We start from the raw sequence: 25,715 nt of genomic DNA, 5'->3' as shown, positions 1-25,715 counted from the left end.
CGCGGCCCACACGGCGATCCGGACGTTATTTGTAGCTGGCCGAAGACTTGCCAACAAACGACGATTAGGCGAGATATCATTCCGTTTATTCATGCAAAGAATAAAAAGAGGCGTGCCGTGCTGAACAGAAGACATTTGCCCTCGATCACCGCCCTGCAGTGTTTCGAGGCCGCCACCCGCCACCTGAGCTTCACCCGCGCCGCCGAGGAGCTGAACCTCACGCAAAGCGCGGTGAGCAAACAGGTGGCGCAGCTCGAAGAACTGCTCCAGCACCTGCTGTTTCGCCGTGTGCGCCGCCGCTTGCAGATGACCCCGGCGGGCGACCTGTACCTGGTGGAAGTGCGCAAGATCCTCACGCAGGTGGAGATGTCCACCCACTACCTGCGCTCCTACGGCGGCGAGACCGAAGTGTTGCGCGTGTCCACGCCCTACACGTTTGGCGCGCGCTGGCTGGTGCCGCGCCTCAAGGGCTGGCGCTTGCGCCACCCGCAGATCCACTTGGACCTGTGCAACGAACAGGAGCCGGACGAACTGCTGCAAGGCAAGGCCGACATGGCCTTCTATTTCGGCCAGGGCTCGCGCCCCGGCACCGAAAGCCTGAAACTGTTCAGCGAAGAGCTGGTGCCGGTGTGCGCCCCGGAAAGCCTGCCGGCGCAGCCGTTCACCGATCCCACGCAACTGAGCGACCTGGTGCTGCTGCAAAACGCCTCGCGGCCCCAGGGTTGGCATGACTGGTTTGCCGACCAGGGTTTTCACACCGAACACAGCTACCACGGGCCGCGTTTTGACACCTTTTATATGTGCATTCGTGCCGCGCAGGTGGGGTGTGGTGTGGCGCTGCTGCCGCGCTTCCTGGTGGAGGAGGAACTGGCCGACGGCAAGCTGGTGATCCCCTGGCAGCATGCGATGCCGAGCCAGGATGCGTATTACCTGGCGTATCCCGAGCATTCGGCGGAGGTGCCCAAGGTGCGGGAGTTTGTGAAGTGGATGATGGAGCAAGTGGGTTAGTGCCTGGAGTACCGCCATCGGGGGGGCCAGTGGTCTCACTGAAAAAATCACTGGCAAAACCCCACAGGTCTATGCGCCACTAGCCCCCTTCCCTAATTGTGCGTAAAGGTCGGCGCCCATCGCCGACCCGTCTGGAGATTCCCGTTATGAGCGAGAGTGTGTTTGCCGATCGCATCGTGCAGAACTTGCTCGACACCGACTTCTACAAGCTGACCATGATGCAGGCGGTGCTGCACAACTACCCCAATGTGGAAGTTGAATGGGAGTTTCGTTGCCGTAACAGCGAGGACCTGCGCCCGTACCTGGCCGAGATCCGCTACCAGATCGAGCGCCTTGCCGAGCTGAGCCTGAGCCCGGACCAACTGGGGTTCCTGGAGCGCATCAGCTTTATGAAGCCGGATTTTTTGCGCTTCCTCGGCTTGTTTCGTTTCAACCTGCGCTATGTGCAGACCGGCATCGAGAACGGCGAGTTGTTTATCCGCCTGCGCGGGCCGTGGCTGCATGTGATCCTGTTTGAAGTGCCGATGCTGGCGATCGTCAGCGAAGTGCGTAACCGCTACCGCTACCAGACCGTGATCCTCGAACAGGCCCGCGAGCAGCTGTACCGCAAGTTCGACTGGCTGACGGCCAACGCCAGCAGCGAAGAGCTGTCCGAGCTGCAAGTGGCCGACTTCGGCACGCGCCGGCGCTTCTCGTACCGCGTGCAGGAAGAAGTGGTCAGCGTGCTCAAGCATGACTTCCCTGGGCGTTTCGTCGGCACCAGCAACGTGCACCTGGCGCGCGAGTTCGATATGAAGCCGCTGGGCACCATGGCCCATGAATGGATCATGGCTCACCAACAACTCGGCCCGCGCCTGATCGACAGCCAGATCGCCGCCCTCGACTGTTGGGTGCGTGAGTACCGTGGCCTGCTGGGTATTGCCCTGACCGACTGCATCACCACCGACGCCTTCCTCGGCGACTTCGACTTGTACTTCGCCAAGCTGTTCGACGGCCTGCGCCACGACTCCGGCGACCCGGTGCAGTGGGCCGAAAAAGCCATCGCCCATTACCACAAGCTGGGTATCGAGCCGATGAGCAAGACCTTGGTGTTCTCCGACAGCCTGTCGTTGCCCAAGGCCCTGGAAATATTCCGGGCGCTGCGTGGTCGCATTAATGTGAGCTTCGGCATCGGCACCAACCTGACCTGCGATATTCCAGGGGTGGAACCGATGAGCATCGTGCTTAAAATGACCGCCTGCAATGGCCAGCCCGTCGCGAAGATCTCCGATGAAGCGGGCAAGACCCACTGCACCGACCCGAATTTTGTCGCCTATTTGCGTCACGTTTTCAAAGTACCTGCCATCTCTAGCAAGGAGTGAATCATGCAAGCCGTACAGCGTGAGATTGCTGAACAGCTCAAGGTCCAAGCGCCATTCAAGGACCAGGCCGCCCTCGAGGCCGAGGTTGCCCGGCGCGTGGCGTTTATCCAGGACTGCCTGCGCAATTCCGGGCTCAAGACGTTGGTGCTGGGCATCAGCGGCGGCGTCGACTCCCTGACCGCCGGCCTCCTGGCCCAACGTGCGATGCAGGAACTGCGCTCCAGCACCGGTGACGAGGCTTACCGGTTTATCGCCGTGCGCCTGCCCTACGAAACCCAGTTCGATGAAATCGATGCCCAGGCGTCGGTGGACTTTATTGAACCGGACGAGCGCCACACCGTGAACATCGGGCCGGCGGTGAAAGCCCTGGCCAATGAAGTGGCGGCATTTGAAGGCAAGGCGGCGGTGTCCCGCGACTTCGTGCTCGGCAACACCAAGGCGCGCATGCGCATGGTGGCGCAGTACACCATCGCCGGCGCGGCCAGCGGCCTGGTGATCGGGACCGACCATGCGGCGGAAGCGGTGATGGGCTTTTTCACCAAGTTCGGCGATGGCGCCTGCGACCTGGCACCGTTGAGCGGGCTGGTAAAGAACCAGGTACGCGCGATTGCACGGCACTTTGGGGCGCCGGAGTCGTTGGTGGAGAAGGTGCCGACGGCCGACCTTGAAGACCTGTCGCCAGGCAAGCCGGATGAAGCGTCACATGGCGTGACGTATGCCGAGATCGATGCGTTCCTGCACGGTGAGCCGGTGCGTGAAGAAGCGTTCCGGATTATTTGCGAGACGTACCGCAAGACCGAGCACAAGCGGGTGATGCCGTTTGCGCCGTGAGGTGGGCCAGATAGTGGTGTGTTGATTGGCAGGCAGTCATCGGGGGCAAGCCCCCGATGAACGATAACGCGGTCTTACTTCAGGACCACAGTGCCTTTCATCATCGAGATGTGGCCTGGGAACGAGCAGAAGAACGCGTAATCCGTACCGGCAGTCAGTTTCGAGACATCGAAGGTCACCGAATCTTTCTCGCCGGCACCGATGATCTTGGTGTGGGCGATGATGCGATCGTCACCCTCTTTCAGGTAGTTCTTGTCGAGGCCAGCGGCCATGCCATCAGTGGCAACCGGTTGCATGTTGGCGGCGCTGGTCAGCACCCAGTTATGCCCCATGACGTTTTTCGGCAAGCTGCCGGAGTGAGTCAACTCAACGGTAAACGTCTTGCAGCTCTTGTCGATCGTGATTTCCTTGGTGTTGAAGGACATCTGGTCGGTGGAGTCGACGGTGACCGTGCACTCTGCAGCAAGCAACTGGCCGCTGGCCAGAGTCAGCAGGGAAACAGCAACGAGTTTGGCAAACATGTGAATCTCCAAGGCAGGGTTTAAACAACGCATATTGCGGCAAGGGTGCCTCAAGCAGGCTGAAATTCTTATGATCTGAATCAACAGATTGTATACAACTTTAGGCTATCAGACTTATCGACACAATCTACCAGCCAAAGTATCAGCACCTGCCTATGATCGGCCCATCACCCACTGGAGTCCGAACCATGCACCTCAACCAACTGTTCAATGGCCTTCTGGCCGCGTACGCCTGCGGTAAGTGAAGGCCAAGCGCCCCTTGAAGCTGCTACCATGTCGTCCCAAGGCAGCTGCGCGCCGCCACCCTCACCTTCGACCCTAGAGGATCGCCCATGGCCAAACCTAATTACTCCTTCGCCAAACGTCAGAGAGACTTGGCCAAGGAACAGAAGAAAGAGGAAAAACTACAACGCAAGAAAGCCGCTGTCGATGAAGAAGCGGGCGCACTGAACGCGGAAGGTGAAGTGGCAGCAGACGAGACTGAAACCCCGAAAGACCCGGCTGAATAATTATTTACTGTAGGAGCGAGCTTGCTCGCGAAGAACGTCAACGATAACGCGGGAAGCCAAGATCAACGCGGCGCCCTCAGGTTCTTCGCGAGCACGCTCGCTCCTACATCAGCGGCATCACCGTCACCCGCACCTCCGGGTCATGGCTCCCTCCCCCCAGAATCACCCCCCGCAACGGCGATACATCGGAGAAATCCCGGCCCCAGGCCAAGGTGATGTGCTCCAGCGCCGGCTGCACATTGTTTGTCGGATCGAAATCCACCCAGCCCGATACCGGGCAATACACCGAGACCCAGGCGTGGGAGGCATCGGCGCCGATCAGCCGTGGCTGGCCGGGCGGTGGCTGGGTGAGCAGGTAGCCGCTGATGTAACGCGCCGCCAGGCCGCGCGAGCGCAGGCAGGCGAGCATCAGGTGGGCGAAGTCCTGGCACACGCCGCGACGGCGCTCCAGCACTTCCACCAGCGGCGTGGCGACCTGGGTGGCTTCGGCGTCGAAGGTGAATTCGCTGAAGATCTTTTCCATCAAGGCCTGCACACCCAATAGCAACGGTGCACCAGGGGGGAAACAGCTTTCGGAAAACTCGACGAAGGTTTTCTTCAGGTGCACGTAGGGCGATTCGAAGCGATAGCGACAGGCTTCGATCAACTCGGGCGACAGCGGCTGGCTGCTGTAGGTCAGGCTGTCGCGGGTCTGGTCCCAGGCGGGCGAGCGCTGGAAATCCAGCACGGGCCGCGCCAGCACTTCCACGGTCAATCCGGCGTTGACCAACAGTTCATCGTGGGGCCGTTCGAATGCCAGGCGGGTGATCGGGTTGCCGAACACGTCCAGCTCATCCCGGCGTGACGACGGCTGCGGGCTGATATCCAGTTGCTGGGCGCTGCAACGCTGCCAGTCGCACGGCCTCGGCCATAAATGTGCAAGCTGCTGGGCCAGGGACACCGGGCTGTCGTAGTGGTAATGGGTATCGTGGAAAATCTGGTAGCGCGCACTCATCACACCGACACCGTTTGCTGGCTGACATCATCCACATGGGCAAAGTGGCGCAAGGCCAAACGATCCGACACTTGCCCGCTCTCATCGGCGACCGCTTGCAGCAGGTCGGCCAGGCCTTCCAGCGCGGCACGCACACTGGACTCGCCAAACAACGGGTTCTCCAGGCAACCCAGGTCGAAACGCGCCAGGCGCTCCACCAACGGCGCCAGCCCGGTCTCCCGTGGGACGCCAAAATCATCGTTAAGACGGCGCAGCGTGCGGCTCACCAGTTTCAGTTGGAACACCACGGCGTGGGGGTTCTGCTCGTCCAGCAATAACAAATCCAGGACCGGGATCAGCTGCGGCACCGCCAGGTAGCGCGAGCGATAGGTGATACTACTGTTGCCCAGTTCCAACAACCACTCCAGCCCCGCTTGGTCGAACACCGCCACGCCGCGCAGGAATGCCGCCAGGCTGCTGCTGAGAAATTGCAGACGCTCGATGCGCCGGCCCATCATCAGAAAACGCCAGCCTTCGTCGCGGGTCATGTCGTCCAGGGCAAACCCGGACAGCGCCGCCAGGGACATCACCAGGCGGTTGAGGAAATCCAGCAACTCACCAAAATCCGGGCTTTCGCTTTCCAGTTCCAAGGCTTCGCGTTGCAGTTCTACCAAGGCCTGCCAGTTCTCACGGGATAATTTGCCGCGCACCTGGGACGCTGCCCACTGCAAGCGTTGCAGGTTGGCGCGCAGGCTCGACGGCCAATCATCGCCGAGCAAGGCCGCTTGCAAACGCTCGGGCAACTCGTCCTCCTCCGGCAGCAGGCGCAGGTTTTCACCCAGCTCGACCGCCGCCTGCAACGCCAGGGGGTCGTCACCGTCGACATAGCGCGCCAGCACGATGCGCAGCCAGCGTGCGCTGTTGTCGCAGCGTTCGCAGTAACGGCCGAACCAGAACAGGTTTTCCACTACGCGGGACGGTAGATAAGGGTCGCGGCGCACCAGGTCATGTGCACCAATTGCGCGTTGGGCGCGCCAATGCTCGCCACCGGTGGCGCGTTCGCCCAGCACCCAGGTGTCCTTGCTGGCGCCGCCGCGTTGCATCGACACCACTTCGGCATCGGCATCCGCCGCCACGCGGGTCAGGCCGCCGGGCAGTACACGGTAGCCGTCAGCGCTGGCCACGGCATATACCCGCATGCCGATGGCGCGGTGTTGCAAGTGATCCTCCACGGTGTGCCACACCGGCGCCTGGGACAGTTGCGCCAGTTCCTGGGCGACATAGGCGTAGGGCCGCGCACGCATGCGTTCGGCCAGGGCCTGGCGTTGTTCAGCGCTCAAGTCACGGCCAAACACCGGGGTAAACGTTTGTGATGGAAACGCCGGCTTGATCAGCAGTTCCGGCAGTTTCTCCAGGGCCTCGGCCAGCACCGGCGCCTCACCGCACCACCAGGTGGCGATGGACGGCAGGATGAGTTTTTCACCAAATAAAAACTCATTGATCTTCGGCAGAAAGCCGAGCAGACCCGGCGACTCCAGCACGCCGCTGCCCAAGGCATTGGCCACCAGCACATTGCCCTGGCGCACCGCGTCGAGCAGTCCGGGCACGCCGAGAGCGGAGTCGGTGCGCAATTCCAGCGGATCACAGAAATCGTCGTCGAGGCGACGCATGATCGCGTGCACCCGGCGCAGGCCACTGAGGGTTTTCAGGAACACCGTGCTGTCGCGCACCGTGAGGTCGCCGCCTTCCACCAGCGGGTAGCCGAGCTGGCGTGCGAGGTACAGGTGTTCGAAATAGCTCTCGTTGAAACGCCCAGGGGTGAGCAGCACGATCAGCGGTGGCTGGTCGTCGCTCGGCGCCTGGCGGGCCAGGGTTTCCTGGAGCGTGCGGAAGAAACCGGTGAGGTGCTGCACCTGCAAATCCCGGTACAGGTCCGGGAAGGCGCGGGACACGATGGTGCGGTTTTCCAGCGCATAACCGGCGCCCGAAGGCGCCTGGGTACGGTCGGCAGTGACCCACCAGCGACCATCCGGGGTACGCGCCAGGTCAACGGCATACAGGTGCAGAAACGCACCGTCAGGCGGTTGGATGCCCTGGCACGGCCAGAGGAAATTGTTATGCCCGAACACCAGCTCGGCCGGTAGCAGGCCTTCCTTGATCAAACGTTGCGGCCCGTAGAGGTCCGCCAGTACGGCGTTGAGCAAGCGCGCACGCTGGGCGATACCGGCTGACAGCTGCTGCCATTCATCGGCCGCCAGCACATGGGGCAGCAGGTCCAGTTCCCACGGGCGATCGGCGCCCTTGGGGTCGGCGTAGACGTTATAGGTCACGCCGTTTTCCTGGATCTGCCGGGTCAGCAGCGCCTGGCGCTGGGCCAACTGCGTGGGTGTGCTGCGTTGCAGGTGATCAAGCAAGCGCTGCCAATGGGCGCGCACTGCGCCACTGTCGTCCAGCAGTTCGTGATAAGTACCTGCGGTCAGCGGGTATTGGTCGAGCAAGTCGGGCATGGAACGCTCGGCAGAGGCAAAGGGGCTCAGTTTAATTCAAATTCACTGCAATCCCATGTGGAAGGGAGCTTTCTCCCTCCCACATGGGATTGCATTTAGTCATTCTTATTGGGGTGACGCCGCAGATCCAAGGTCATCGGGAATTCATCATTGATCACAACACTGGGCACGGTGAGCTTCCCAGGCGTGTGGCCGAGACGGAAAAACCGCGCCATGCGCCGACTCTCAGCCTCATTGGCGTTTACCGGCAAGCTGTCGTAGTTACGCCCGCCCGGATGCGCAACATGGTACTGACAGCCGCCCAGCGAGCGCTGCATCCAGGTGTCCAGCAGGTCGAACACCAGCGGCGCATGGACCGGGATGGTCGGTTGCAGGCAGTTGGCCGGTTGCCAGGCGCGGTAACGCACGCCGGCGACGAACTCACCGATGCGCCCGGTCGGTTGCAGCGGCACCGGGATGCCATTGCAGGTCAGCAGGTAGCGTTGCGGCGGCAGCCCGCTCAACTTCACCTGCAAGCGCTCCAGGGACGAATCCACATAACGCACCGTGCCGCCAACCGCGCCCTCTTCGCCCAGTACATGCCAAGGCTCCAGGGCCTGGCGCAGTTCCAGTTCGATCCCGCTGACGGCGTAATCGCCCACCTTGGGGAAGCGGAACTCCAGGTGCGCGGCGAACCATTCGGCCCGCAATGGGTAACCGGCGGCGTTCAACTCGACGATCACGTCTGCAAAATCCTGCTCGATAAAGTGCGGCAACAGGAAGCGGTCATGCAACTCGGTGCCCCAGCGCGCCAGTTTCGGCGGCGCATAGGGTTCACGCCAGAAGCGCGCGACCAAGGCCCGCAGCAGCAATTGCTGGGTCAGGCTCATGCGTGCGTGGGGCGGCATTTCAAAGGCACGCAACTCCAGCAGGCCCAAGCGGCCGGTGGCGCCATCCGGCGAATAGAGTTTGTCGATACAGAATTCGGCGCGATGGGTGTTGCCCGTCACGTCGATCAACAGGTTGCGCAGCAGGCGATCCACTAACCACGGCGGGCATTCTTCACCCGGCTGCGGCATTTGGGCAAAGGCGATTTCCAGCTCATACAGCGCGTCGTTGCGGGCTTCGTCCACCCGCGGGGCCTGGGAGGTCGGGCCGATAAACAGGCCGGAAAACAGGTACGACAGCGACGGGTGGTTATGCCAATAGCTGATCAGGCTGCGCAGCAGGTCGGGCCGGCGCAGGAATGGCGAATCCTTGGGCGTCGCGCCCCCCAGCACAAAGTGGTTACCCCCGCCGGTGCCGGTGTGGCGGCCGTCGATCATGAACTTCTCGGTGGTCAGCCGGGTTTGCCGCGCCTCCTCGTAGAGGAATTCGGTGCGTTCCACCAACTCGTCCCAGGTCGCGGACGGCTGCACATTGACCTCGATCACACCCGGATCCGGCGTGACGCGGAAGTTGCTCAGGCGCATATCGAACGGTGGTTCGTAGCCTTCCAGCAACACCGGGCAGTGCAGTTCCTCGGCGGTCGCTTCGATGGCGGCCACCAACTCCAGGTAATCCTCGACGCGCTCCAGGGGCGGCATAAACAGGTACAGGCGCCCTTCCCGCGCTTCGGCACACAGGGCGGTGCGGGTCAGCCAGTCAGCGGACTCGTCGACCTCGGGCACTCGCTCGTCGCTCGGCGCGGGGTCGCCATGGCTTTGCAGTTGCGTGCTGGTCGGCAGTTCCGGCTGATCCTGGTTAGGGTCGGTCGGGTGCACAAACGGATACTCCGCCGCCGTCACCCACGGCTGCGAGGCCAACGGCAGGCGATAGCCCAGCGGCGAATCCCCCGGCACCAGGCGGCAATGGTTATCGCGCAGGTACCAGCGCCCGCTCTGCCAGCGGTCATTGGCGGCGGTGCGTGCCAGCGGCAGCACCTGGCCGATGACTTTATCCAGGCCCTGGCTGAACACTTTGCGCAAACGCTCGCGCTCCAGGTCGTCGCTCAGGCGCGGGTCCTGGGCGGTGACGTTTTGCGGCAACGCGCCTTCGCGCCACAGGTAGTAGAAGTTGTCTTCGAAGGCCGGAAATACAAAGCGCGCCGGCAACTTCAGGCGCTCGGCGACACTCGCCAGGAAGCGCCCGGCCAGTACGCCATCGGCGCCGTAGTCCTGTTGTTCATCGGCGATCAGCGCGCTGTTGTGCCAGATAGGCACGCCGTCACGGCGCCAGTAGCAGTTAAGCGACCAACGCGGCAATTGCTCGCCGGGGTACCACTTGCCCTGGCCGAAGTGCACCAGGCCCTTGGGCGCGTAGTGTTTGCGCATGCGCTGGAACAGTTCGGCGGACAAGCGACGCTTATCCGGCCCGAGGGCTGCGGTGTTCCACTCGGCGCCGTCAGGGTCGTCGATGGAGACGAAGGTCGGCTCGCCGCCCATGGTCAGGCGCACATCATCCTTGAGCAGGTCGCCATCGATCTGCCGGCCCAGGGCCTGGATCGCCAGCCATTGCTCTTCGGTGTAGGGCTTGGTGACCCGTGGCGCTTCCCAGATGCGCTCCACCGACATTTCGTGGGTAAATTCGCACTCGCACGGTTCCACCAGCCCACTGATCGGCGCGGCGGACGATGGATCAGGACTACAGGCCAAGGGGATGTGCCCTTCACCGGCGAACAGCCCGGAAGTGGCATCCAGGCCGATCCAGCCGGCGCCAGGCAAATACACTTCGCACCAGGCATGCAGGTCGGTGAAGTCGACTTCGGTGCCGGAAGGACCGTCGAGGGCTTTGACGTCGGCGGTCAGTTGGATCAGATAACCGGACACAAACCGCGCCGCCAACCCGAGGTTGCGCAGCAATTGCACCAGCAACCAGGCCGAATCACGGCAGGAGCCGGAAGCGTTTTCCAGGGTGAATTCCGGGGTTTGCACGCCCGGCTCCATGCGGATCAGGTAGCCGATGTCGGCGGCCAGGCGCTGGTTGAGGCCCACCAGGAAGTCCACGGCCGGCAGCGGCGTACGGTCGATACCGGCCAGGTAGGCGGCAAACTTCGGCGTCAGCGGCAGGGTTTCCAGGTATGGCGCCAGCTCGCGCTGCTCATCGGCGGCGTAGCTGAAGGGGATTTTTTCGGCGTAGGGCTCAAGGAAAAAGTCGAACGGGTTGAACACCGCCATCTCGGCGACCAGGTCGACTTCGATGCGCAACTCGTCAGTTTTTTCCGGGAACACCAACCGCGCCAGATAATTGCCCTGGGGGTCTTGCTGCCAATTGATGAAATGCTGCTCGGGCAGCACTTTGAGTGCGTAGGACAAAATCCGCGTGCGGCTATGGGCCGCCGGGCGCAAACGCACAATCTGCGGGCCAAGTTCGACAGCGCGGTCATAGCGGTAATGCGTAACGTGGTGCAACGCGACATGAATCGACACGGCGGCCTCCTGCGAGCCAGGGCATGAACACAACGCGCGCAAGACTTATGCCAGAGCGGCGGTCATTGCGCTTTATCGTAAGACCCGGTGCAATACAGCACCAAAACGGCGCTGTGGCTGCGGTAATGGTGCGAGGGTTGCACATATTTGTGGCGGGAGTGGGTAACGGAGTAGCGAATGGGTGGGCGGCAAGGTGGGGAATTACCTCGATTTCTTTATTCTTATGATTGCGCGCTCGTGTTTACGCCGCTTTTCAATGGCCACCCCTACCTTCTCGCGCATATGGCGAAGTTCTACGGTTTTGGCACGCAGTTCTCGATGGCGTTTGCTACTAAGCAGTACTAGGCCGAGCAGCGGCCACACGATGCTTTCTGCGTAAATAAATGGGTGCGGTGAAAATCGAAAAGCCGGTAAAGCGATCAATAGGCAGGCGATGAAAATGCCATACATGCCCCAGACCCATTTTGGTCGCCCGTAGGCGATCATGGCATTGCAGAGGGTAATAAAGAGGGCCAACACTACACAGGCACTTTCAGCAGCAGGTGCCGATAACGCCCAGGGAGCGGTACGTGGATAGTAGTGTTCAAGGAGCGCCACAACGGCGGTCCCGCCCAAAATACTCATAAAAAGCGCACCTATAAAGACGGGAAAGTAACGCAAAAGAAAAGGGCGTACTGGAATGAGATACTGCTTTGTAAAAAAACTCATCCTGGGACGTCCTCATACAACCCAACCGCGATGATCCGGATGTTCCCGGACCGTACACTGCCAGCAACGCTCGATAATGCACCAAGGGCGTCCAGCATCTGCAAGATGGTCCCACGCCTTACTTCTGTAGAGGTGTGGCGCTTGGGCATCTCTCCAGCCACTTGCTTTAATTTGATCATTTTTCGAGTCATTTGCGGATGGTTAATACTGAGTAACTCGTTTGTAAGCTTAGCGCGCTCCTGCCGATTCAAGCCTTTAAGTACTTGGTGCGTATTTTTCCCCGTTGCCTTTTTAAGCGTATTGACGAATCGGATCGTAGACATTGCAGTGTTGCCGGCGCCCAACAATGAGGCCGCGTCCAGCCCCCCCATTACGGCTTGGTACCATTCATTGCTGTCTAATTTGTCATTCAGTGCGGGGTTTACAAATTCATTTCGTGTTCGTCGCAAGCCGATGGCGCATTGGAAGGTACTGGCTGACGCTCCAACAACACTAATCGCAGCCGCAACCCCACTTCCCCCAAAAGTAAACGGACTCAACGCTAATCCCCCCACTATTACGAACCAACTAATCACCGCCGAAGTACACGCAAACCCCGCATTCACCGCCTCAAACGCCACCTGCGACTCACGCGGTTCATTCGCCAGCCGCCGTGCAAACTCCACCCGCCCGACATAGCTTGGCGCCTCACGCAAAATCACCTTCTTCGGCGCCACACTGCAAATCGGCTGAAACTCACGCAACACAACCGCCCGCAGCTGAGCATCGAGATACACGACCCCCGCGCCAACGATGGCGGGATCGGCATCAATCGCCGCAAACACCTTTCGCAGATCAATACTGCTTTCAACCCACTGCCGCGTCGTGAGGTGCGCACTGGGAAACCCGTCTTTCAACACGCTGGAAGTCATCCCTTTACTCCGGTTTTTCACAAGAGCACAGAGGTTAAAGACTGGTTATCCCCAAAAAATGTCAGAAGCTTCGCTTTAACCAGACAGACACTTCCTGATCACGATGTAGCACCTTGTAGGCCATATCCCGAATAGGAAAAAGTACGCCCCGCGCCACTACCGGCGAGCAACCAAACAGGGAGCGACCATGGCAACCGATATGTTTTTGAAGCTGGGGGACATCAAGGGTGAGTCCAAGGATCAGGTGCATCGCGATGAAATCGAGATCAGCAAATGGGGCTGGGGCATGTCCCAGACAGGCTCCATGCATACCGGCAGCGGCGGCGGTGCCGGCAAGGTCAATATTGAAAACCTGTCCATCTCCAAGGTCATGGACAAATCTTCACCCAACCTGATGATGGCCTGCTCTACTGGCAAGCATTACCCCGAGGCCAGGCTGGTGGTGCGCAAGGCTGGCGGCAGCAGTGCCGTGGAGTATCTGGTGATCACGATGAAGGAGGTCATGGTCATCTCGTACCAGACCGATGCGGTAACGACAGACGACACATTGACTGAAGTCATCGGCCTGAACTTCGCCACGGTCGAAGTCAGTTACCAGCCGCAGAAAGCCGATGGTGGCAAGGACGGCGGCGCCGTCAAGTACGGCTGGAACATTCGCCAGAACATCAAAACCTGAAAATACGCGCCGGGACCACACTCCAGCCCCGGCGTACTCACGTTTGTCCCAAGGTGCGAAGACACAGGTGACGAATCTACTCAGTCAACGGGCTCTTCGCTGTGCGATGACGGCTTGGCGCAGGCGGCGGACTTCCAGCAGCCGTTGGCGCATTTCGCGGTGGCGCCTGCTGTTGAGCAACAGCAGGCCCAGCAACGGAAACAGCACCGCCGAGCCATAGACCAGGGTGTTGATACCGTATTGAATCATCGGCAACACGAACAACAGGCAACACACCAGGTAGCCCGCCACGAGCCGGGTGGCCCAGCGATACCCGCGAGCGATCATCACGCTGCCAAAAACCAGCACCGCCACCAGCACCAGGATCGCAGCCCCCGAATAGCTGGACTTGAGCGCTGGATCAACCCCGCGCAGGTACGTCACACCGGCCATGGATACCGCCGCCGAGCCGGAGAAGATCGCCATGAAAATCGTCCCCATGAAGACCGGGAAATAGCGCGCGAGGAAACCGTTTATCGAAGGCGGCTCCTTCACATGCGACTACTCGATCTGACGGTTGATTTGACCGCCTGCCGAATGCGACGGATTCCCACGAGTTTCGTGCGCATCTCTCGTTGAACCTTGCTGTTAAGTGTCAATAATCCGAGCAATGGGAATAACAGCGCCAACCCATAAAGGACTTTGTGAGGCTGGAATTGAACCATCGGAACTACAAACAGTAGACAGGCGACATAGATACCGACCATTACCCACACCCAGGAGGGTCGGCCCCGCAAAATCATAAAGTTGCTATGAACCGTCAACAGAATGAGCAGCGCCCCGGCAGACATGATCTTGAGCCCCACTTGAGCCATCGGCGCATCACGAAAATAGGTGATGAACGCCAGCGCCACAGCCAACGCTAAAGAAAAACACGCAGCAAATACGCCGCCCATAAACGTCAGAAAGTATTGTCTGAAAAAGTCGCGTAGCGTCATCAATTCGCTCATTCGCTTACCTCCTCGTACAGTCCAATCGCGATGGTGTTGACGTTTCCGGAGTAGGCACTCCCGCCAAACCCAACGCTTGCGCCCAGGACGTCTTTGATCTGGGTAGTAGTGCTGTGCTTGAGCTGCGTAGGGGTGAAACGCTTGGTGAGTTCGCCCGACGCCTGCCTCAATTTGATCATCTTCGCGGTCAAGCTGGGATGGTTGATGCTCAGCAGCTCTTTCGTCAGCTTGGCTCTTTCCTGGCGATTCAAACCGCGAAGCACATCACGCAGGCTCTTGCCCGTCGATGCTTTGGCGGCCCTGACCAGCTTGACCGTCGTCAGGGCCGAAGCGCCCACGCCTGCCAGTGATACGGCGTCCAGCACGATGGACGCATTCTGGTACCAGCCTTCACTGTCGAGCGAATCCTTGACCTCAGGTTTGGCGACTTCCAGCGCTGTTCGGGCAATGCCGTTGAAACACTGAAGCGTACTTGCGCCGGCAGCCGCATACCCCACTACAACGATGACGGAACTGGCGCCAGCGCTGAAAGGCACCAGAATTGTTCCACTGGCGATCGCAGCCCAACTGATGACCGCCCCCAAGCAGGAGATTCCGGTATTCACGGCTTCGCCAATCAGTCGCGATTCTCGAGGATTGCTCACGACATGTTGAGCAAACTGTGTTGGCGCAATGTACTTCTGCGCTTCACGCAAAATGATGCGCTTGGGCTTGATGCTGCAGATGGGCTTGAATTCGCGCAGGGTAATGACGTTGAAGTCGGCGTCGATATACACCACCCCCGCGCCGACGATGCTGGGGTCGGCGTCGATAGCCGCGAACAGCCGTGGCAGGTTGATCTGGCTTTCGATGCGCTGGCGCGCCATGAACTGGGAGCGGTTGGAGTCCATGCCGATGTTGAGCAGGGGGTTGCTCATGGGGTGATCTTCCTTGAAATAGGTGGTGTCTGAACTGGCACTTTCGCGAGCAAGCCCGCTCCCACAGTTGACCGAGCTCCAGCATGAGAATGCGGTCGAATGTGGGAGCGGGCTTGCTCGTGAAGGCGATTCAATGGGCGCCACCTTAACAAACAGGTTTCCCACCCGCTAGAAAGCAAAACGCCAGCACGAGGCTGGCGTTTTGCATTTCAGGCTGCGATCAACGCGGTACGACCGGCTTACGCGCAGGCTTCTTGCCTTTGCCCTTGGCTGCGTCGGTGCGTTCCTTGGCGGCCTGCTTGTTGCGCACCATGGCCGCAGCCTTGGCTTGCTCACGCTTGTCCCACGGGTTGCTGCCGTCGCTGCCACGGGGCGGCAGGCCGGTGTGCTGGGTAAGGATCTTGGTGGTGGTTTCCTTGGCGACCTTGTGGCTACCGGCCGGCGTCGAGTTCTTGCGACGGGCGCTCTGGTAGCTGTCGGTGGTCGGCTGGTGCAGCGGGATCAGTTGGTCCTTGCCCGGCCCGATCAGGTCGGCACGGCCCATGCGGGTCAGCGCTTCACGCAGCATCGGCCAGCCTTTCGGGTCGTGATAGCGCAGGAACGCCTTGTGCAGACGGCGCTGCTCCTCGCTCTTGACGATGGTCACCGCGTCGCTCTTGTAGGTGACCTTGCGCAGCGGGTTCTTGCCCGAGTGGTACATCGCGGTGGCAGTGGCCATCGGTGACGGGTAGAACGCCTGCACCTGGTCGGCGCGGAAGCCGTTGCCCTTGAGCCACAGGGCCAGGTTCATCATATCTTCATCGGTGGTGCCCGGGTGGGCCGCGATGAAGTACGGGATCAGGTACTGCTCCTTGCCCGCTTCCTTGGTGTACTTCTCGAACATGCGCTTGAACTTGTCATAGCTGCCAATGCCCGGCTTCATCATCTGGTTGAGCGGACCTTCCTCGGTATGTTCCGGGGCGATCTTGAGGTAACCACCGACGTGGTGGGTGACCAGCTCTTTGACGTATTCCGGTGACTCGACCGCGAGGTCGTAGCGCAGGCCGGAAGCGATCAGGATCTTCTTCACACCAGGCAATGCACGGGCGCTGCGGTACAGCTGGATTAACGACGAGTGGTCGGTGTTCAGGTTCGGGCAGATGCCGGGGAACACGCACGACGGCTTGCGGCACGCGGATTCGATTTCCGGGCTCTTGCAGGCAATGCGGTACATGTTCGCGGTCGGGCCGCCGAGGTCGGAGATCACGCCGGTGAAGCCTGGAACCTTGTCGCGGATCTCTTCGATTTCGCGAATGATCGACTCTTCAGAACGGTTCTGGATGATCCGGCCTTCGTGCTCGGTGATCGAGCAGAAGGTGCAGCCGCCGAAGCAGCCACGCATGATGTTCACCGAGAAGCGGATCATGTCGTAGGCCGGGATTTTTTCCTTGCCGTACGCCGGGTGCGGAACACGGGCGTAAGGCATGCCGAACACGTAGTCCATTTCTTCGGTGGTCATCGGAATGGGCGGCGGGTTGAACCATACGTCCACTTCGCCATGCTTCTGCACCAGGGCGCGGGCGTTGCCTGGGTTGGTTTCCAGGTGCAACACGCGGTTGGCGTGGGCATAGAGCACGGCATCGCCACGGACTTTTTCCACCGAGGGCAGGCGGATCACGGTCTTGTCGCGGGTCATGCGCGGGCTGGCCAAAATCTGCACGACCTTGGCTTCTTCCGGATCATCAACCGGCCCCTTTTCCTGCTCGATGGCGCAGGCCTGGGTGTCCTGGGTGTTGACGTACGGGTTGATGATCTTGTCGACCTTGCCCGGACGGTCGATACGCGTGGAGTCCACTTCGTACCAGCCGGCAGGGGTGTCGCGACGGATGAACGCGGTGCCGCGCACATCGGTGATGTCTTCGATCTTGTGGCCCCACGACAGGCGCTGGGCGACTTCGACGATGGCCCGCTCGGCGTTGCCGTACAGCAGGATATCGGCGGTGGCGTCGATCAGGATCGAGTTACGCACGCGGTCCTGCCAGTAGTCGTAGTGGGCGATGCGGCGCAGGGAGGCTTCGATGCCACCGAGCACGATCGGCACGTTCTTGTAGGCTTCCTTGCAACGCTGGCTGTACACCAGGCTGGCGCGGTCCGGGCGTTTGCCGGCCATGCCGCCTGGGGTGTAGGCGTCGTCGGAGCGGATTTTCTTGTCGGCGGTGTAGCGGTTGATCATCGAGTCCATGTTGCCGGCCGCGACGCCGAAGAACAGGTTCGGCTCGCCGAGCTTCATGAAGTCGTCTTTGGACTGCCAGTTCGGCTGGGCAATGATCCCGACGCGGAAGCCCTGGGACTCCAACAGCCGGCCGATGATGGCCATGCCGAACGATGGGTGGTCCACGTACGCATCACCGGTGACGATGATGATGTCGCAGGAATCCCAGCCAAGCTGATCCATCTCCTCCCTGCTCATGGGCAGGAATGGCGCAGGACCGAAACATTCGGCCCAGTACTTGGGATAGTCAAATAACGGCTTGGCTGTTTGCATGACGGTGACCGGTGTTGAGATGAAAAATCGCGGGCGCGGAATATAGCACAAATTTTGACCAATTCCGACGGTAATGGTCGGAATTGAGCAGAAGGGTTATTCGTCGTCGTCGAAGTTGTAGCTGCCCGGCGCCAGGTTCTCGAAGCGCGTGTATTTGCCGATGAACGCCAGGCGGATAAAGCCGATCGGCCCGTTCCGCTGCTTGCCGATAATGATTTCGGCAATGCCTTTGTGCTCGGTCTCGGGGTGATACACCTCGTCGCGGTACACGAACATGATCACGTCAGCATCCTGCTCGATCGCTCCGGATTCCCGCAAGTCGGAGTTCACCGGGCGTTTGTTGGGGCGTTGTTCCAGGGAACGGTTGAGCTGGGACAGCGCGACTACCGGGCAGTTGAATTCCTTGGCCAGGGCCTTGAGGGACCGGGAGATCTCGGAAATCTCGTTGGTCCGGTTATCGCCACTGGAGCCCGGGATCTGCATCAACTGCAGGTAGTCGATCATGATCAGGGCGATATCACCGTGCTCACGTACCAGGCGACGGGTACGTGCACGCATCTCGGAGGGGCTGATACCGGCAGTGTCATCGATGAACAGCTTGCGATCGTTGAGCAGGTTGACCGCCGAGGTCAGGCGCGGCCAATCGTCGTCTTCGAGGCGACCGGCCCGTACCTTGGTCTGGTCGATTCGGCCGAGGGACGACAGCATACGCATGATCAACGATTCGCCTGGCATCTCGAGGGAGTACACCAGTACGGTCTTGTCGCTGCGCAGCACGGCGTTTTCCACCAGGTTCATCGCAAAGGTGGTTTTACCCATGGATGGACGGCCGGCGACGATGATCAGGTCGGACGGCTGCAGGCCGCTGGTCTTCTCGTCAAGGTCGGTATAGCCGGTGGAAATACCGGTGATGGCGTTATCGGTGTTGAACAAGGTATCGATGCGGTCGATGGCCTTGGTCAACAGGTCGTTGACGCTGACCGGGCCGCCGGTTTTCGGGCGTGCTTCGGCAATCTGGAAGATCTGGCGCTCGGCTTCGTCGAGGATCTCGGCAGCGGTGCGGCCTTCGGGGTTGAAGGCACTGTCGGCGATTTCGGTGCTGATGCCGATCAACTGGCGCAAGGTCGCCCGCTCGCGAACGATCTGGGCATAGGCCTTGATGTTGGCGACGGACGGCGTGTTTTTTGCCAGCTCGCCGAGGTAACCCAGGCCGCCCACCTGGGAGGTCTGGCCTTCCTTGTCCAGCTGTTCGGCCAGGGTCACCACGTCGATTGGCGAGTTCTGGTCGGCCAGCTTGGCGATGGCGCGGAAGATCAGGCGGTGGTCATGGCGATAGAAGTCACCGTCCGAGACTTGATCCAGCACGCGTTCCCAGGCGTTGTTGTCCAGCATCAAGCCACCGAGCACGGCCTGTTCGGCCTCGATGGAATGCGGCGGCACCTTCAGGGCAGCGGTTTGCAGATCGTATTGCTCAGGAGCTGAAATATCGTTCATGGCCACTTGGAATTTGGGGGTTGTAGAAAAACAAAAGGCACGACCTGTAAACAGGATCGTGCCCGATGTTAACCGCCTGGCACGCGAGGTGCCAGCCAGTTAGGTGCTGCTTAAGCTGCTACCACGACAACGCGTACGGTGGCTTCAACTTCGGCGTGCAGGTGCACGGCTACGTCGAATTCGCCTACGTTGCGGATGGTGCCGTTCGGCAGACGAACTTCGCTCTTCTGCACTTCAACGCCGGAGGCGGTCAGTGCATCAGCGATGTCGTGGGTGCCGATCGAACCGAACAGCTTGCCTTCGTCACCGGCGGTGGCAGTGATAGTCACTTCCAGCTCAGCCAGTTGGGCAGCGCGAGTTTCGGCCGAAGCTTTCTTGTCTGCTGCTGCTTTTTCCAGCTCAGCACGACGCTCTTCAAACGCAGCCAGGTTGGCAGCGGTTGCAGCGGTGGCTTTGCCGTATGGCAGCAGGTAGTTACGACCGTAGCCGGCCTTAACGTTCACTTTGTCGCCCAGGTTGCCCAGGTTGGCGACTTTTTCCAGAAGGATCAGTTGCATGTGAAAATCCTCTAACTTTTAACCTTCACCGTTCGCGTTATCGGCGTCTTTCGGCGCCAGACGACCGCGAAAATCAATCAGGCCGTCGACAATGGCCAAAACCACGAGTAACGGATAGATCAGCTGCATGAACAGCAACATCGTGACGTACAACCCCACCAGCCAAAACTTGGCCAGGCGCTTCTGCGCCACCAGCCCGTGAATCAGGGCCAATCCGGCAAACACCAGCGGTACGCTGCAAAACAGCACCAACAAGGCCGCCTGTGAACCGAAGTACGGTCCGACAGCCATGAGTGCCAGCAGCAACATCGCCGGGCCCACGGGGATTCTGATACTGCGAAATTCGCGACCAAAACCACCCGGGTTGTACAACAACGCCTGCCAGTAACGCCCAAGCATCAGGCTCAGCACACTGACGATCTGCATCATTACCGCCATAAGGCCGATCAGGGCCGGTGCAATCAGTGTCGCAAGACGCGCTCGCTCATCTACCGAAAGCTGCTGGTAGAGTTCCCCGAGGGCCAGCGGCAGGATCTTGACGATCTCCTGCGCCAGCGCCTCGATTTGCGGGCGGAAAGCCGCGTCAATCAACACTGAAAACACCAACCCCAATGCCACGCTGACCAGCAGCGTGCGGACCCAGGACTCACTTGCGCGCAAAACCAACGCAAGGCTCGACGACCCCAGCAGCACCAAAAGCACTTTGGGTTCGCCCACTTGCAGCCACCAGATCAAGGCAGCCACAACTCCCAGGGCCAGGACGCCAAAGGCATCCCGCAAACCGCGCCGCAGCAGCACAAGGCAACCCGCGGCAGCACCCAACCAATAAAGCAACGGCAATGCCGCACATCCAGCCACTACCAGAGTGGCCTGCACGCGACCGCGCATGATGAACTCAGCTAAGGCGCGCATGCATTCAATCCCTTACTACTTGTCGACTGCCCGGTCTCAGCGGCCGTGGCTGTCGGTGTAGGCCAGCAGGGCCAGGAAGCGGGCGCGCTTGATAGCGGTGGCCAGCTGACGCTGATAACGTGCTTTGGTACCGGTGATACGGCTTGGAACGATTTTGCCGGTCTCGGATACGTAGGCTTTCAGAGTGTTGAGATCTTTGTAATCGATCTCCTTCACTTCTTCAGCGGTGAAGCGGCAAAACTTACGACGACGGAAGAAACGTGCCATTTGATAGGCTCCTTAATAAGGTCCGTGGATTACTCGTCAGCGTTATCGCTGCTGTCGCTGTCATCACTATCAGCGCTATCAGCGCCTTCGTGCTCAGGACGGTCGCGACGCTCACGGCGCTCACTGCGGTTTTCTTCAGCCTTGAGCATCTCGGATTGGCCGGTAACGGCTTCTTCGCGACGGATGACCAGGTTACGGATCACTGCATCGTTGTAGCGGAAGTTGTCTTCCAGCTCGGCCAGGGCCTTGCCAGTGCATTCAACGTTCAGCATCACGTAGTGAGCCTTGTGAACATTGTTGATTGCGTAGGCCAGTTGACGACGACCCCAATCTTCCAGACGGTGGATTTTGCCGCCGTCTTCTTCGATCAGCTTGGTGTAACGCTCAACCATGCCGCCGACTTGCTCGCTTTGATCCGGGTGGACCAAAAAGATGATTTCGTAATGACGCATGAATGCTCCTTACGGGTTGTAGCCTGCCGCTCAAAAACGGTCAGACAAGGAGTGAATGACACTTATGGATCCTGCCGCAGGGAGGCACATCGGTGCCTGCCAGGAAGGCAAGGGGCGCAATTGTAGAGAAGGGGAAGAACGGGCGCAAGGTGATTGGTGATTATTTGAACAATCTCCCAAGCACCACAAAAGCAAATGTGGGAGAGCGCTTGCTCCCGATAGCAGTGGGTCAGTCACAGCGTCTGTCGCTGAAACACCGCTATCGGGGGCAAGCCCCCCCCACATGTGGGTTCTATACCAGGCTTAGAATTACTTCTTCGCCTTGACCTTGGCACCACGCTGGCGCTGGGCTTCAAACAGGCACACGCCGGTCGCGACCGACACGTTCAGGCTGCTGACACTACCGGCCATCGGCAGGTGCACCAGGTAATCGCAATGCTCGCGGGTCAGGCGACGCATGCCCTTGCCTTCAGCACCCATGATCAGGATGGTCGGACCGGTGAGGTCCTGGTCATAAATACTGACCTCGGCCTCTCCCGCGGTGCCCACGACCCACAGGCCGCGCTGTTGGAGTTTCTCCAGGGTGCGCGCCAGGTTGGTCACGGCCACCAGCGGAATCACTTCCGCCGCGCCACAGGCGACTTTACGCACAACCGGCGTCAAGGTAGCCGACTTGTCTTTAGGCACAATCACCGCCAGCGCACCGGCAGCATCGGCCGAACGCAGGCATGCGCCAAGGTTGTGCGGGTCGGTCACGCCGTCCAACACCAGCAGCAGCGGTGCACCTTCGGTACGGTCGAGCAGCTCGTCGAGCATCGCTTCACCCCAGACCTGGCTCGGACTGACGTCCGCAACCACGCCCTGGTGGACGCCTTCAACCCACACGTCCATCTCACGACGCTCGGCCTGGCCGATGGCGACCTTGTTTTGCGTAGCCAACTCGACCAACGCCTGTACGCGCGGCTCGCTGCGGCCTTCGGCCAGCCACACTTGCTTGACGCGTTTAGGGTGGTGACGCAGCAGTGCTTCTACGGCGTGTACGCCGTAGATTTTTTCCAGACTCATGACTTGGCCTTAGGTTTGCGCGACCCGCCGCTTTTCGCGGGGGCCGAACCCGCTTTTGGCGGGCCTTTACGGTGTTTACTTGGCTTGCTCGACGGCTTTTCCGCCCCCAGGGACTTTCCCCCAGACGCCGCTTTACCACCGCTTTTGGCTTCGTTGAGCAACTGCTGCTTCAACTCACGGCTCTTGCGCAGTTCGGCGTTTTTCGCCGCAGCATCGCTTGGGCGATAGGCTTCGGGGGCCTTGTCCTTGGCAGATGAACGACGACCTGCCTTGGCTGGCGCGGGCTCGGCGACCGCCGCTTTCGCAGGTGCCGCTTTACCTTTGGCAGCCGGCGTCGCGGTTTCGCTGCCACGTTTTTTACGACCAGCCGGCTCAACGGGCTTGTCGGGCATGCCGAAGTCGATCTTGCGCTCGTCGAGGTCGACGCGCATGACCTGCACTTCGACGGTATCACCCAAACGGAAGCTGCGACCGGTACGTTCACCCGCGAGGCGGTGGTGCACAGGGTCGAAGTGGTAGTAATCACCCGGCAAGGCGGTGACGTGCACCAGGCCTTCGACGTAGATGTCGGTCAGCTCGACGAACAGGCCAAAACCGGTCACGGCGGTGATCACGCCTGGGAACGACTCGCCCACACGGTCCTTCATGAACTCGCACTTGAGCCAGTTCACCACGTCGCGGGTGGCTTCGTCGGCGCGGCGTTCGCTCATGGAGCACTGCTCGCCCAGTTGTTCCAGGGCCGCTTCGTCGTACGGATAGATCCGTGCTTTCGGAATAGTCATGGCACCGGCGCGCTTGACGTGCGGGGTGTTCTGCTTGGAGTGGATCACGCTGCGGATTGCGCGGTGCGTGAGCAAGTCCGGATAACGACGAATCGGCGAGGTGAAGTGGGTGTACGCTTCATAATTCAGGCCGAAGTGGCCCTGGTTATCGGCGCTGTACACCGCCTGGCTCAGGGAACGCAGCATCACGGTCTGGATCACATGATAATCCGGACGGTCCTTGATGCTGGCCAACAGTGCCTGGTAGTCCTTCGGCGTCGGGCCATCCTTGCCTTTATGCAGGGACAGGCCGAGTTCGCCGAGGAACGCGCGCAGTTTTTCCAGGCGCTCCGGCGGCGGGCCATCGTGCACACGGTAGAGCGCAGGAATTTCGTGCTTTTTCAGGAACTCGGCAGTGGCCACGTTGGCCGCCAGCATGCATTCCTCGATCAGCTTGTGTGCATCGTTACGGGTGGTCGGGGTGATCGCGGCGATCTTGCGCTCGGAACCGAAGACAATCCGGGTTTCCTGGGTCTCAAAATCGATCGCGCCACGCACATGACGGGCCCCAAGCAACACCTTGTAAAGCGCGTAGAGCTGCTTGAGGTGCGGGACTACGTGCCCGTACTCACCACGCAACGCCTTGGCTTCACTGGTTTTCGGCTGTTCCAGGATGGTGCTGACCTTGTTGTAGGTCAGGCGCGCCTGGGAGTGGATTACCGCCTCGTAGAACTGGTAGTCGGTCATCTCGCCGGTTTTCGAGATGGTCATCTCGCACACCATGGCCAAACGGTCGACTTTCGGGTTCAGGGAGCACAGGCCGTTGGACAGCTGCTCAGGCAGCATCGGGATCACGCGCTCAGGGAAATACACGGAATTGCCGCGTACCTGGGCTTCGTTATCCAGGGCCGAACCGATCTTCACATAGCTGGAGACGTCGGCAATCGCGACGAACAACTTCCAGCCGCCGGAAAACAGGCGCAGCTTGCCGGGCTTGGCTTCGCAATAGACCGCATCATCGAAGTCGCGGGCATCTTCACCGTCAATGGTGACGAACGGCAGATGGCGCAGGTCGATGCGTTTTTCTTTGTCCTTGTCTTCGACTTCCGGCTTGAGCTTGGCGGCTTCTTTGAGCACAGCCTCAGGCCAGACGTGAGGAATATCGTAGGTGCGCAGCGCGACGTCGATTTCCATGCCCGGCGCCATGTAATTGCCGACCACTTCAACGATGTCGCCCTGGGGCTGGAAGCGCGCAGTGGGCCAGTGGGTGATTTTCACCTCGACGAACTGGCCGACCTTGGCGGCGCCATTGCGGCCCGGGGTAATCAGCACTTCCTGCTGGACCTTCGGGTTATCCGGCACAACAAAGCCGATACCGCCTTCTTCGAAGTAACGGCCGACGATGGACTCGTGGGCACGGGACACCACTTCGACGATCACGCCCTCACGGCGACCGCGACGGTCCAGGCCGGACACACGCGCCAAGGCACGGTCGCCATCGAACACCAGACGCATTTGCGCCGGGCTCATGAACAGGTCATCACTGCCGTCATCCGGGATCAGGAAGCCGAAGCCATCACGATGACCGGCAATGCGGCCGAGGATCAGGTCGAGCTTATCCACAGGCGCGTAGGTGCCACGGCGGGTGTAGATCAGTTGAGCATCGCGCTCCATGGCACGCAAACGGCGGCGCAGGGCTTCGAGCTGGTCTTCGGTGGTCAGACCGAACTCTTCAACCAGTTGCTCACGGCTAGCAGGCGAACCCCGATCGGCGAGGTGCGCCAGGATCAGTTCGCGGCTAGGAATAGGGTTTTCATATTTTTCCGCTTCACGAGCGGCCTCGGGATCGAGGGACTGCCAATCGGCCATTAGAGATTTTTCACCTTGTCTATATGCGGGTTAGTTTGGCATACGCGTATTGAAACGGGAAATTTCAGGCATCAACAAGTGTTTAAAAGCCCTTTATGGCCCCCCGCCACGCACCTTGCACGACCACTGGAGAATTTTTCCAGGTTTTTTTCATAGCAGGGGTTTACAGCTAAAAATCCGCTCCGTATAGTGCGCGCCATCGACGACGGCAACGTTGTTGATGCTGCCCAGGTGGTGAAATTGGTAGACACGCCAGCTTCAGGTGCTGGTGATCGCAAGGTCGTGGAAGTTCGAGTCTTCTCCTGGGCACCAAATTCAGATCAAACCCGCGAAAGCGGGTTTTTTCGTTTCAGGCTTCTGATTTTTAACGAGAAAATTGATTTATATTTTTCGAATCAGGGGTTTACAGATTAAAACGCCCGCCGTATAGTTCGCCCCATCAACAGCGGCAACGTTGCTTGATAATGCCCAGGTGGTGAAATTGATAGACACGCCAGCTTCAGGTGCTGGTGATCGC

22 protein-coding genes and 1 tRNA gene are annotated in these 25,715 nt (G+C 60.1%); 6 read left to right on the top strand and 17 right to left on the bottom strand.

Annotated elements, in window-relative coordinates:
* The first annotated feature begins 117 nt into the window (after window positions 1–117).
* From AD670_RS16565 to nadE, 3 genes are all read left to right on the top strand, one after another.
* Window positions 118–1,008, top strand: coding sequence for a LysR family transcriptional regulator (locus AD670_RS16565; protein ID WP_053134487.1), 891 nt, complete (start codon window positions 118–120; stop codon window positions 1,006–1,008).
* A 146-nt stretch (window positions 1,009–1,154) separates the two neighbouring features.
* Complete coding sequence (pncB, locus tag AD670_RS16560; RefSeq protein ID WP_053134484.1) at window positions 1,155–2,369, top strand: nicotinate phosphoribosyltransferase; 1,215 nt, start codon at window positions 1,155–1,157, stop codon at window positions 2,367–2,369.
* Between the two features lie 3 nt (window positions 2,370–2,372).
* Window positions 2,373–3,200 carry an ammonia-dependent NAD(+) synthetase gene (gene nadE / locus AD670_RS16555; RefSeq protein ID WP_053134481.1) on the top strand — a complete coding sequence of 276 codons (828 nt, stop codon included), beginning with the start codon at window positions 2,373–2,375 and terminating at the stop codon, window positions 3,198–3,200.
* A gap of 74 nt (window positions 3,201–3,274) precedes the next feature.
* On the opposite strand, the gene azu is transcribed toward nadE, so the two are convergent.
* Window positions 3,275–3,721 (bottom strand): azurin, encoded by a 447-nt coding sequence (gene azu, locus AD670_RS16550; RefSeq protein ID WP_053134473.1) that lies wholly within the window; start codon window positions 3,719–3,721, stop codon window positions 3,275–3,277.
* Window positions 3,722–4,053: 332 nt separating this feature from the next.
* Between azu and AD670_RS31665 the strand changes: the two genes are divergently transcribed.
* The gene (locus AD670_RS31665; protein ID WP_172681488.1) at window positions 4,054–4,230 is read left to right on the top strand and encodes a hypothetical protein; all 177 of its coding nucleotides are present in this window, start codon (window positions 4,054–4,056) and stop codon (window positions 4,228–4,230) included.
* Between the two features lie 103 nt (window positions 4,231–4,333).
* On the opposite strand, the gene AD670_RS16545 is transcribed toward AD670_RS31665, so the two are convergent.
* The 5 genes from AD670_RS16545 to AD670_RS16525 form a co-directional block, all read right to left on the bottom strand.
* Window positions 4,334–5,224, bottom strand: a complete 891-nt coding sequence (locus AD670_RS16545; RefSeq protein WP_053134470.1) for a transglutaminase family protein — start codon at window positions 5,222–5,224, stop codon at window positions 4,334–4,336.
* Window positions 5,224–7,710 (bottom strand): circularly permuted type 2 ATP-grasp protein, encoded by a 2,487-nt coding sequence (locus AD670_RS16540; RefSeq protein WP_053134467.1) that lies wholly within the window; start codon window positions 7,708–7,710, stop codon window positions 5,224–5,226. The genes AD670_RS16545 and AD670_RS16540 overlap by 1 nt, the downstream gene beginning before the upstream one ends.
* A 95-nt stretch (window positions 7,711–7,805) precedes the next feature.
* Complete coding sequence (locus AD670_RS16535; RefSeq protein WP_053134463.1) at window positions 7,806–11,096, bottom strand: DUF2126 domain-containing protein; 3,291 nt, start codon at window positions 11,094–11,096, stop codon at window positions 7,806–7,808.
* Window positions 11,097–11,297: 201 nt separating this feature from the next.
* The gene (locus AD670_RS16530; protein ID WP_053134459.1) at window positions 11,298–11,804 is read right to left on the bottom strand and encodes a hypothetical protein; all 507 of its coding nucleotides are present in this window, start codon (window positions 11,802–11,804) and stop codon (window positions 11,298–11,300) included.
* A complete protein-coding gene (locus AD670_RS16525) occupies window positions 11,801–12,715 on the bottom strand; it encodes a hypothetical protein (protein ID WP_053134456.1) in 915 nt (304 codons plus the stop codon). Before AD670_RS16525 ends, AD670_RS16530 begins: the two co-directional genes overlap by 4 nt.
* Before the next feature lie 187 nt (window positions 12,716–12,902).
* Here AD670_RS16525 and AD670_RS16520 point away from each other — a divergent pair, with 187 nt between their 5' ends.
* Window positions 12,903–13,391: a type VI secretion system tube protein Hcp gene (locus AD670_RS16520; protein ID WP_053134453.1), complete on the top strand. Its 489-nt coding sequence runs from the start codon at window positions 12,903–12,905 to the stop codon at window positions 13,389–13,391.
* Window positions 13,392–13,475: 84 nt separating this feature from the next.
* On the opposite strand, the gene AD670_RS16515 is transcribed toward AD670_RS16520, so the two are convergent.
* From AD670_RS16515 to rnr, 11 genes are all read right to left on the bottom strand, one after another.
* A complete protein-coding gene (locus AD670_RS16515) occupies window positions 13,476–13,856 on the bottom strand; it encodes a hypothetical protein (RefSeq protein WP_256243915.1) in 381 nt (126 codons plus the stop codon).
* Window positions 13,857–13,921: 65 nt separating this feature from the next.
* The gene (locus AD670_RS16510) at window positions 13,922–14,380 is read right to left on the bottom strand and encodes a hypothetical protein (RefSeq protein ID WP_024073094.1); all 459 of its coding nucleotides are present in this window, start codon (window positions 14,378–14,380) and stop codon (window positions 13,922–13,924) included.
* Window positions 14,377–15,297, bottom strand: coding sequence for a hypothetical protein (locus AD670_RS16505; protein WP_053134449.1), 921 nt, complete (start codon window positions 15,295–15,297; stop codon window positions 14,377–14,379). Before AD670_RS16505 ends, AD670_RS16510 begins: the two co-directional genes overlap by 4 nt.
* Window positions 15,298–15,517: 220 nt before the next feature.
* Window positions 15,518–17,821 (bottom strand): YgiQ family radical SAM protein, encoded by a 2,304-nt coding sequence (locus AD670_RS16500; protein WP_053134446.1) that lies wholly within the window; start codon window positions 17,819–17,821, stop codon window positions 15,518–15,520.
* Window positions 17,822–17,917: 96 nt separating this feature from the next.
* A complete protein-coding gene (gene dnaB, locus AD670_RS16495) occupies window positions 17,918–19,315 on the bottom strand; it encodes a replicative DNA helicase (protein ID WP_017526410.1) in 1,398 nt (465 codons plus the stop codon).
* A gap of 110 nt (window positions 19,316–19,425) precedes the next feature.
* The gene (gene rplI, locus AD670_RS16490; RefSeq protein WP_003171376.1) at window positions 19,426–19,872 is read right to left on the bottom strand and encodes a 50S ribosomal protein L9; all 447 of its coding nucleotides are present in this window, start codon (window positions 19,870–19,872) and stop codon (window positions 19,426–19,428) included.
* Between the two features lie 18 nt (window positions 19,873–19,890).
* Window positions 19,891–20,784 (bottom strand): hypothetical protein, encoded by an 894-nt coding sequence (locus AD670_RS16485; RefSeq protein WP_053134443.1) that lies wholly within the window; start codon window positions 20,782–20,784, stop codon window positions 19,891–19,893.
* 36 nt (window positions 20,785–20,820) lie between these two features.
* Window positions 20,821–21,051 carry a 30S ribosomal protein S18 gene (rpsR, locus tag AD670_RS16480; protein ID WP_003171373.1) on the bottom strand — a complete coding sequence of 77 codons (231 nt, stop codon included), beginning with the start codon at window positions 21,049–21,051 and terminating at the stop codon, window positions 20,821–20,823.
* Between the two features lie 29 nt (window positions 21,052–21,080).
* The gene (gene rpsF, locus AD670_RS16475; RefSeq protein ID WP_003171371.1) at window positions 21,081–21,503 is read right to left on the bottom strand and encodes a 30S ribosomal protein S6; all 423 of its coding nucleotides are present in this window, start codon (window positions 21,501–21,503) and stop codon (window positions 21,081–21,083) included.
* A gap of 309 nt (window positions 21,504–21,812) precedes the next feature.
* Window positions 21,813–22,568, bottom strand: a complete 756-nt coding sequence (gene rlmB / locus AD670_RS16470) for a 23S rRNA (guanosine(2251)-2'-O)-methyltransferase RlmB (RefSeq protein WP_021493242.1) — start codon at window positions 22,566–22,568, stop codon at window positions 21,813–21,815.
* Entirely contained in the window at window positions 22,565–25,198 is a 2,634-nt protein-coding gene (gene rnr, locus AD670_RS16465) for a ribonuclease R (protein WP_053134440.1), read from the bottom strand. Before rnr ends, rlmB begins: the two co-directional genes overlap by 4 nt.
* Before the next feature lie 225 nt (window positions 25,199–25,423).
* Between rnr and AD670_RS16460 the strand changes: the two genes are divergently transcribed.
* A tRNA-Leu gene (locus AD670_RS16460) sits at window positions 25,424–25,510 on the top strand.
* Window positions 25,511–25,715: the final 205 nt, after the last annotated feature.

The organism is Pseudomonas sp. MIACH, assembly GCF_001269925.1.
Classification (GTDB): Bacteria; Pseudomonadota; Gammaproteobacteria; order Pseudomonadales; family Pseudomonadaceae; genus Aquipseudomonas.
The sequence above is the reverse complement of the archived record's forward strand: the minus strand, read 5'-3'. Positions and strand labels throughout refer to the sequence as shown.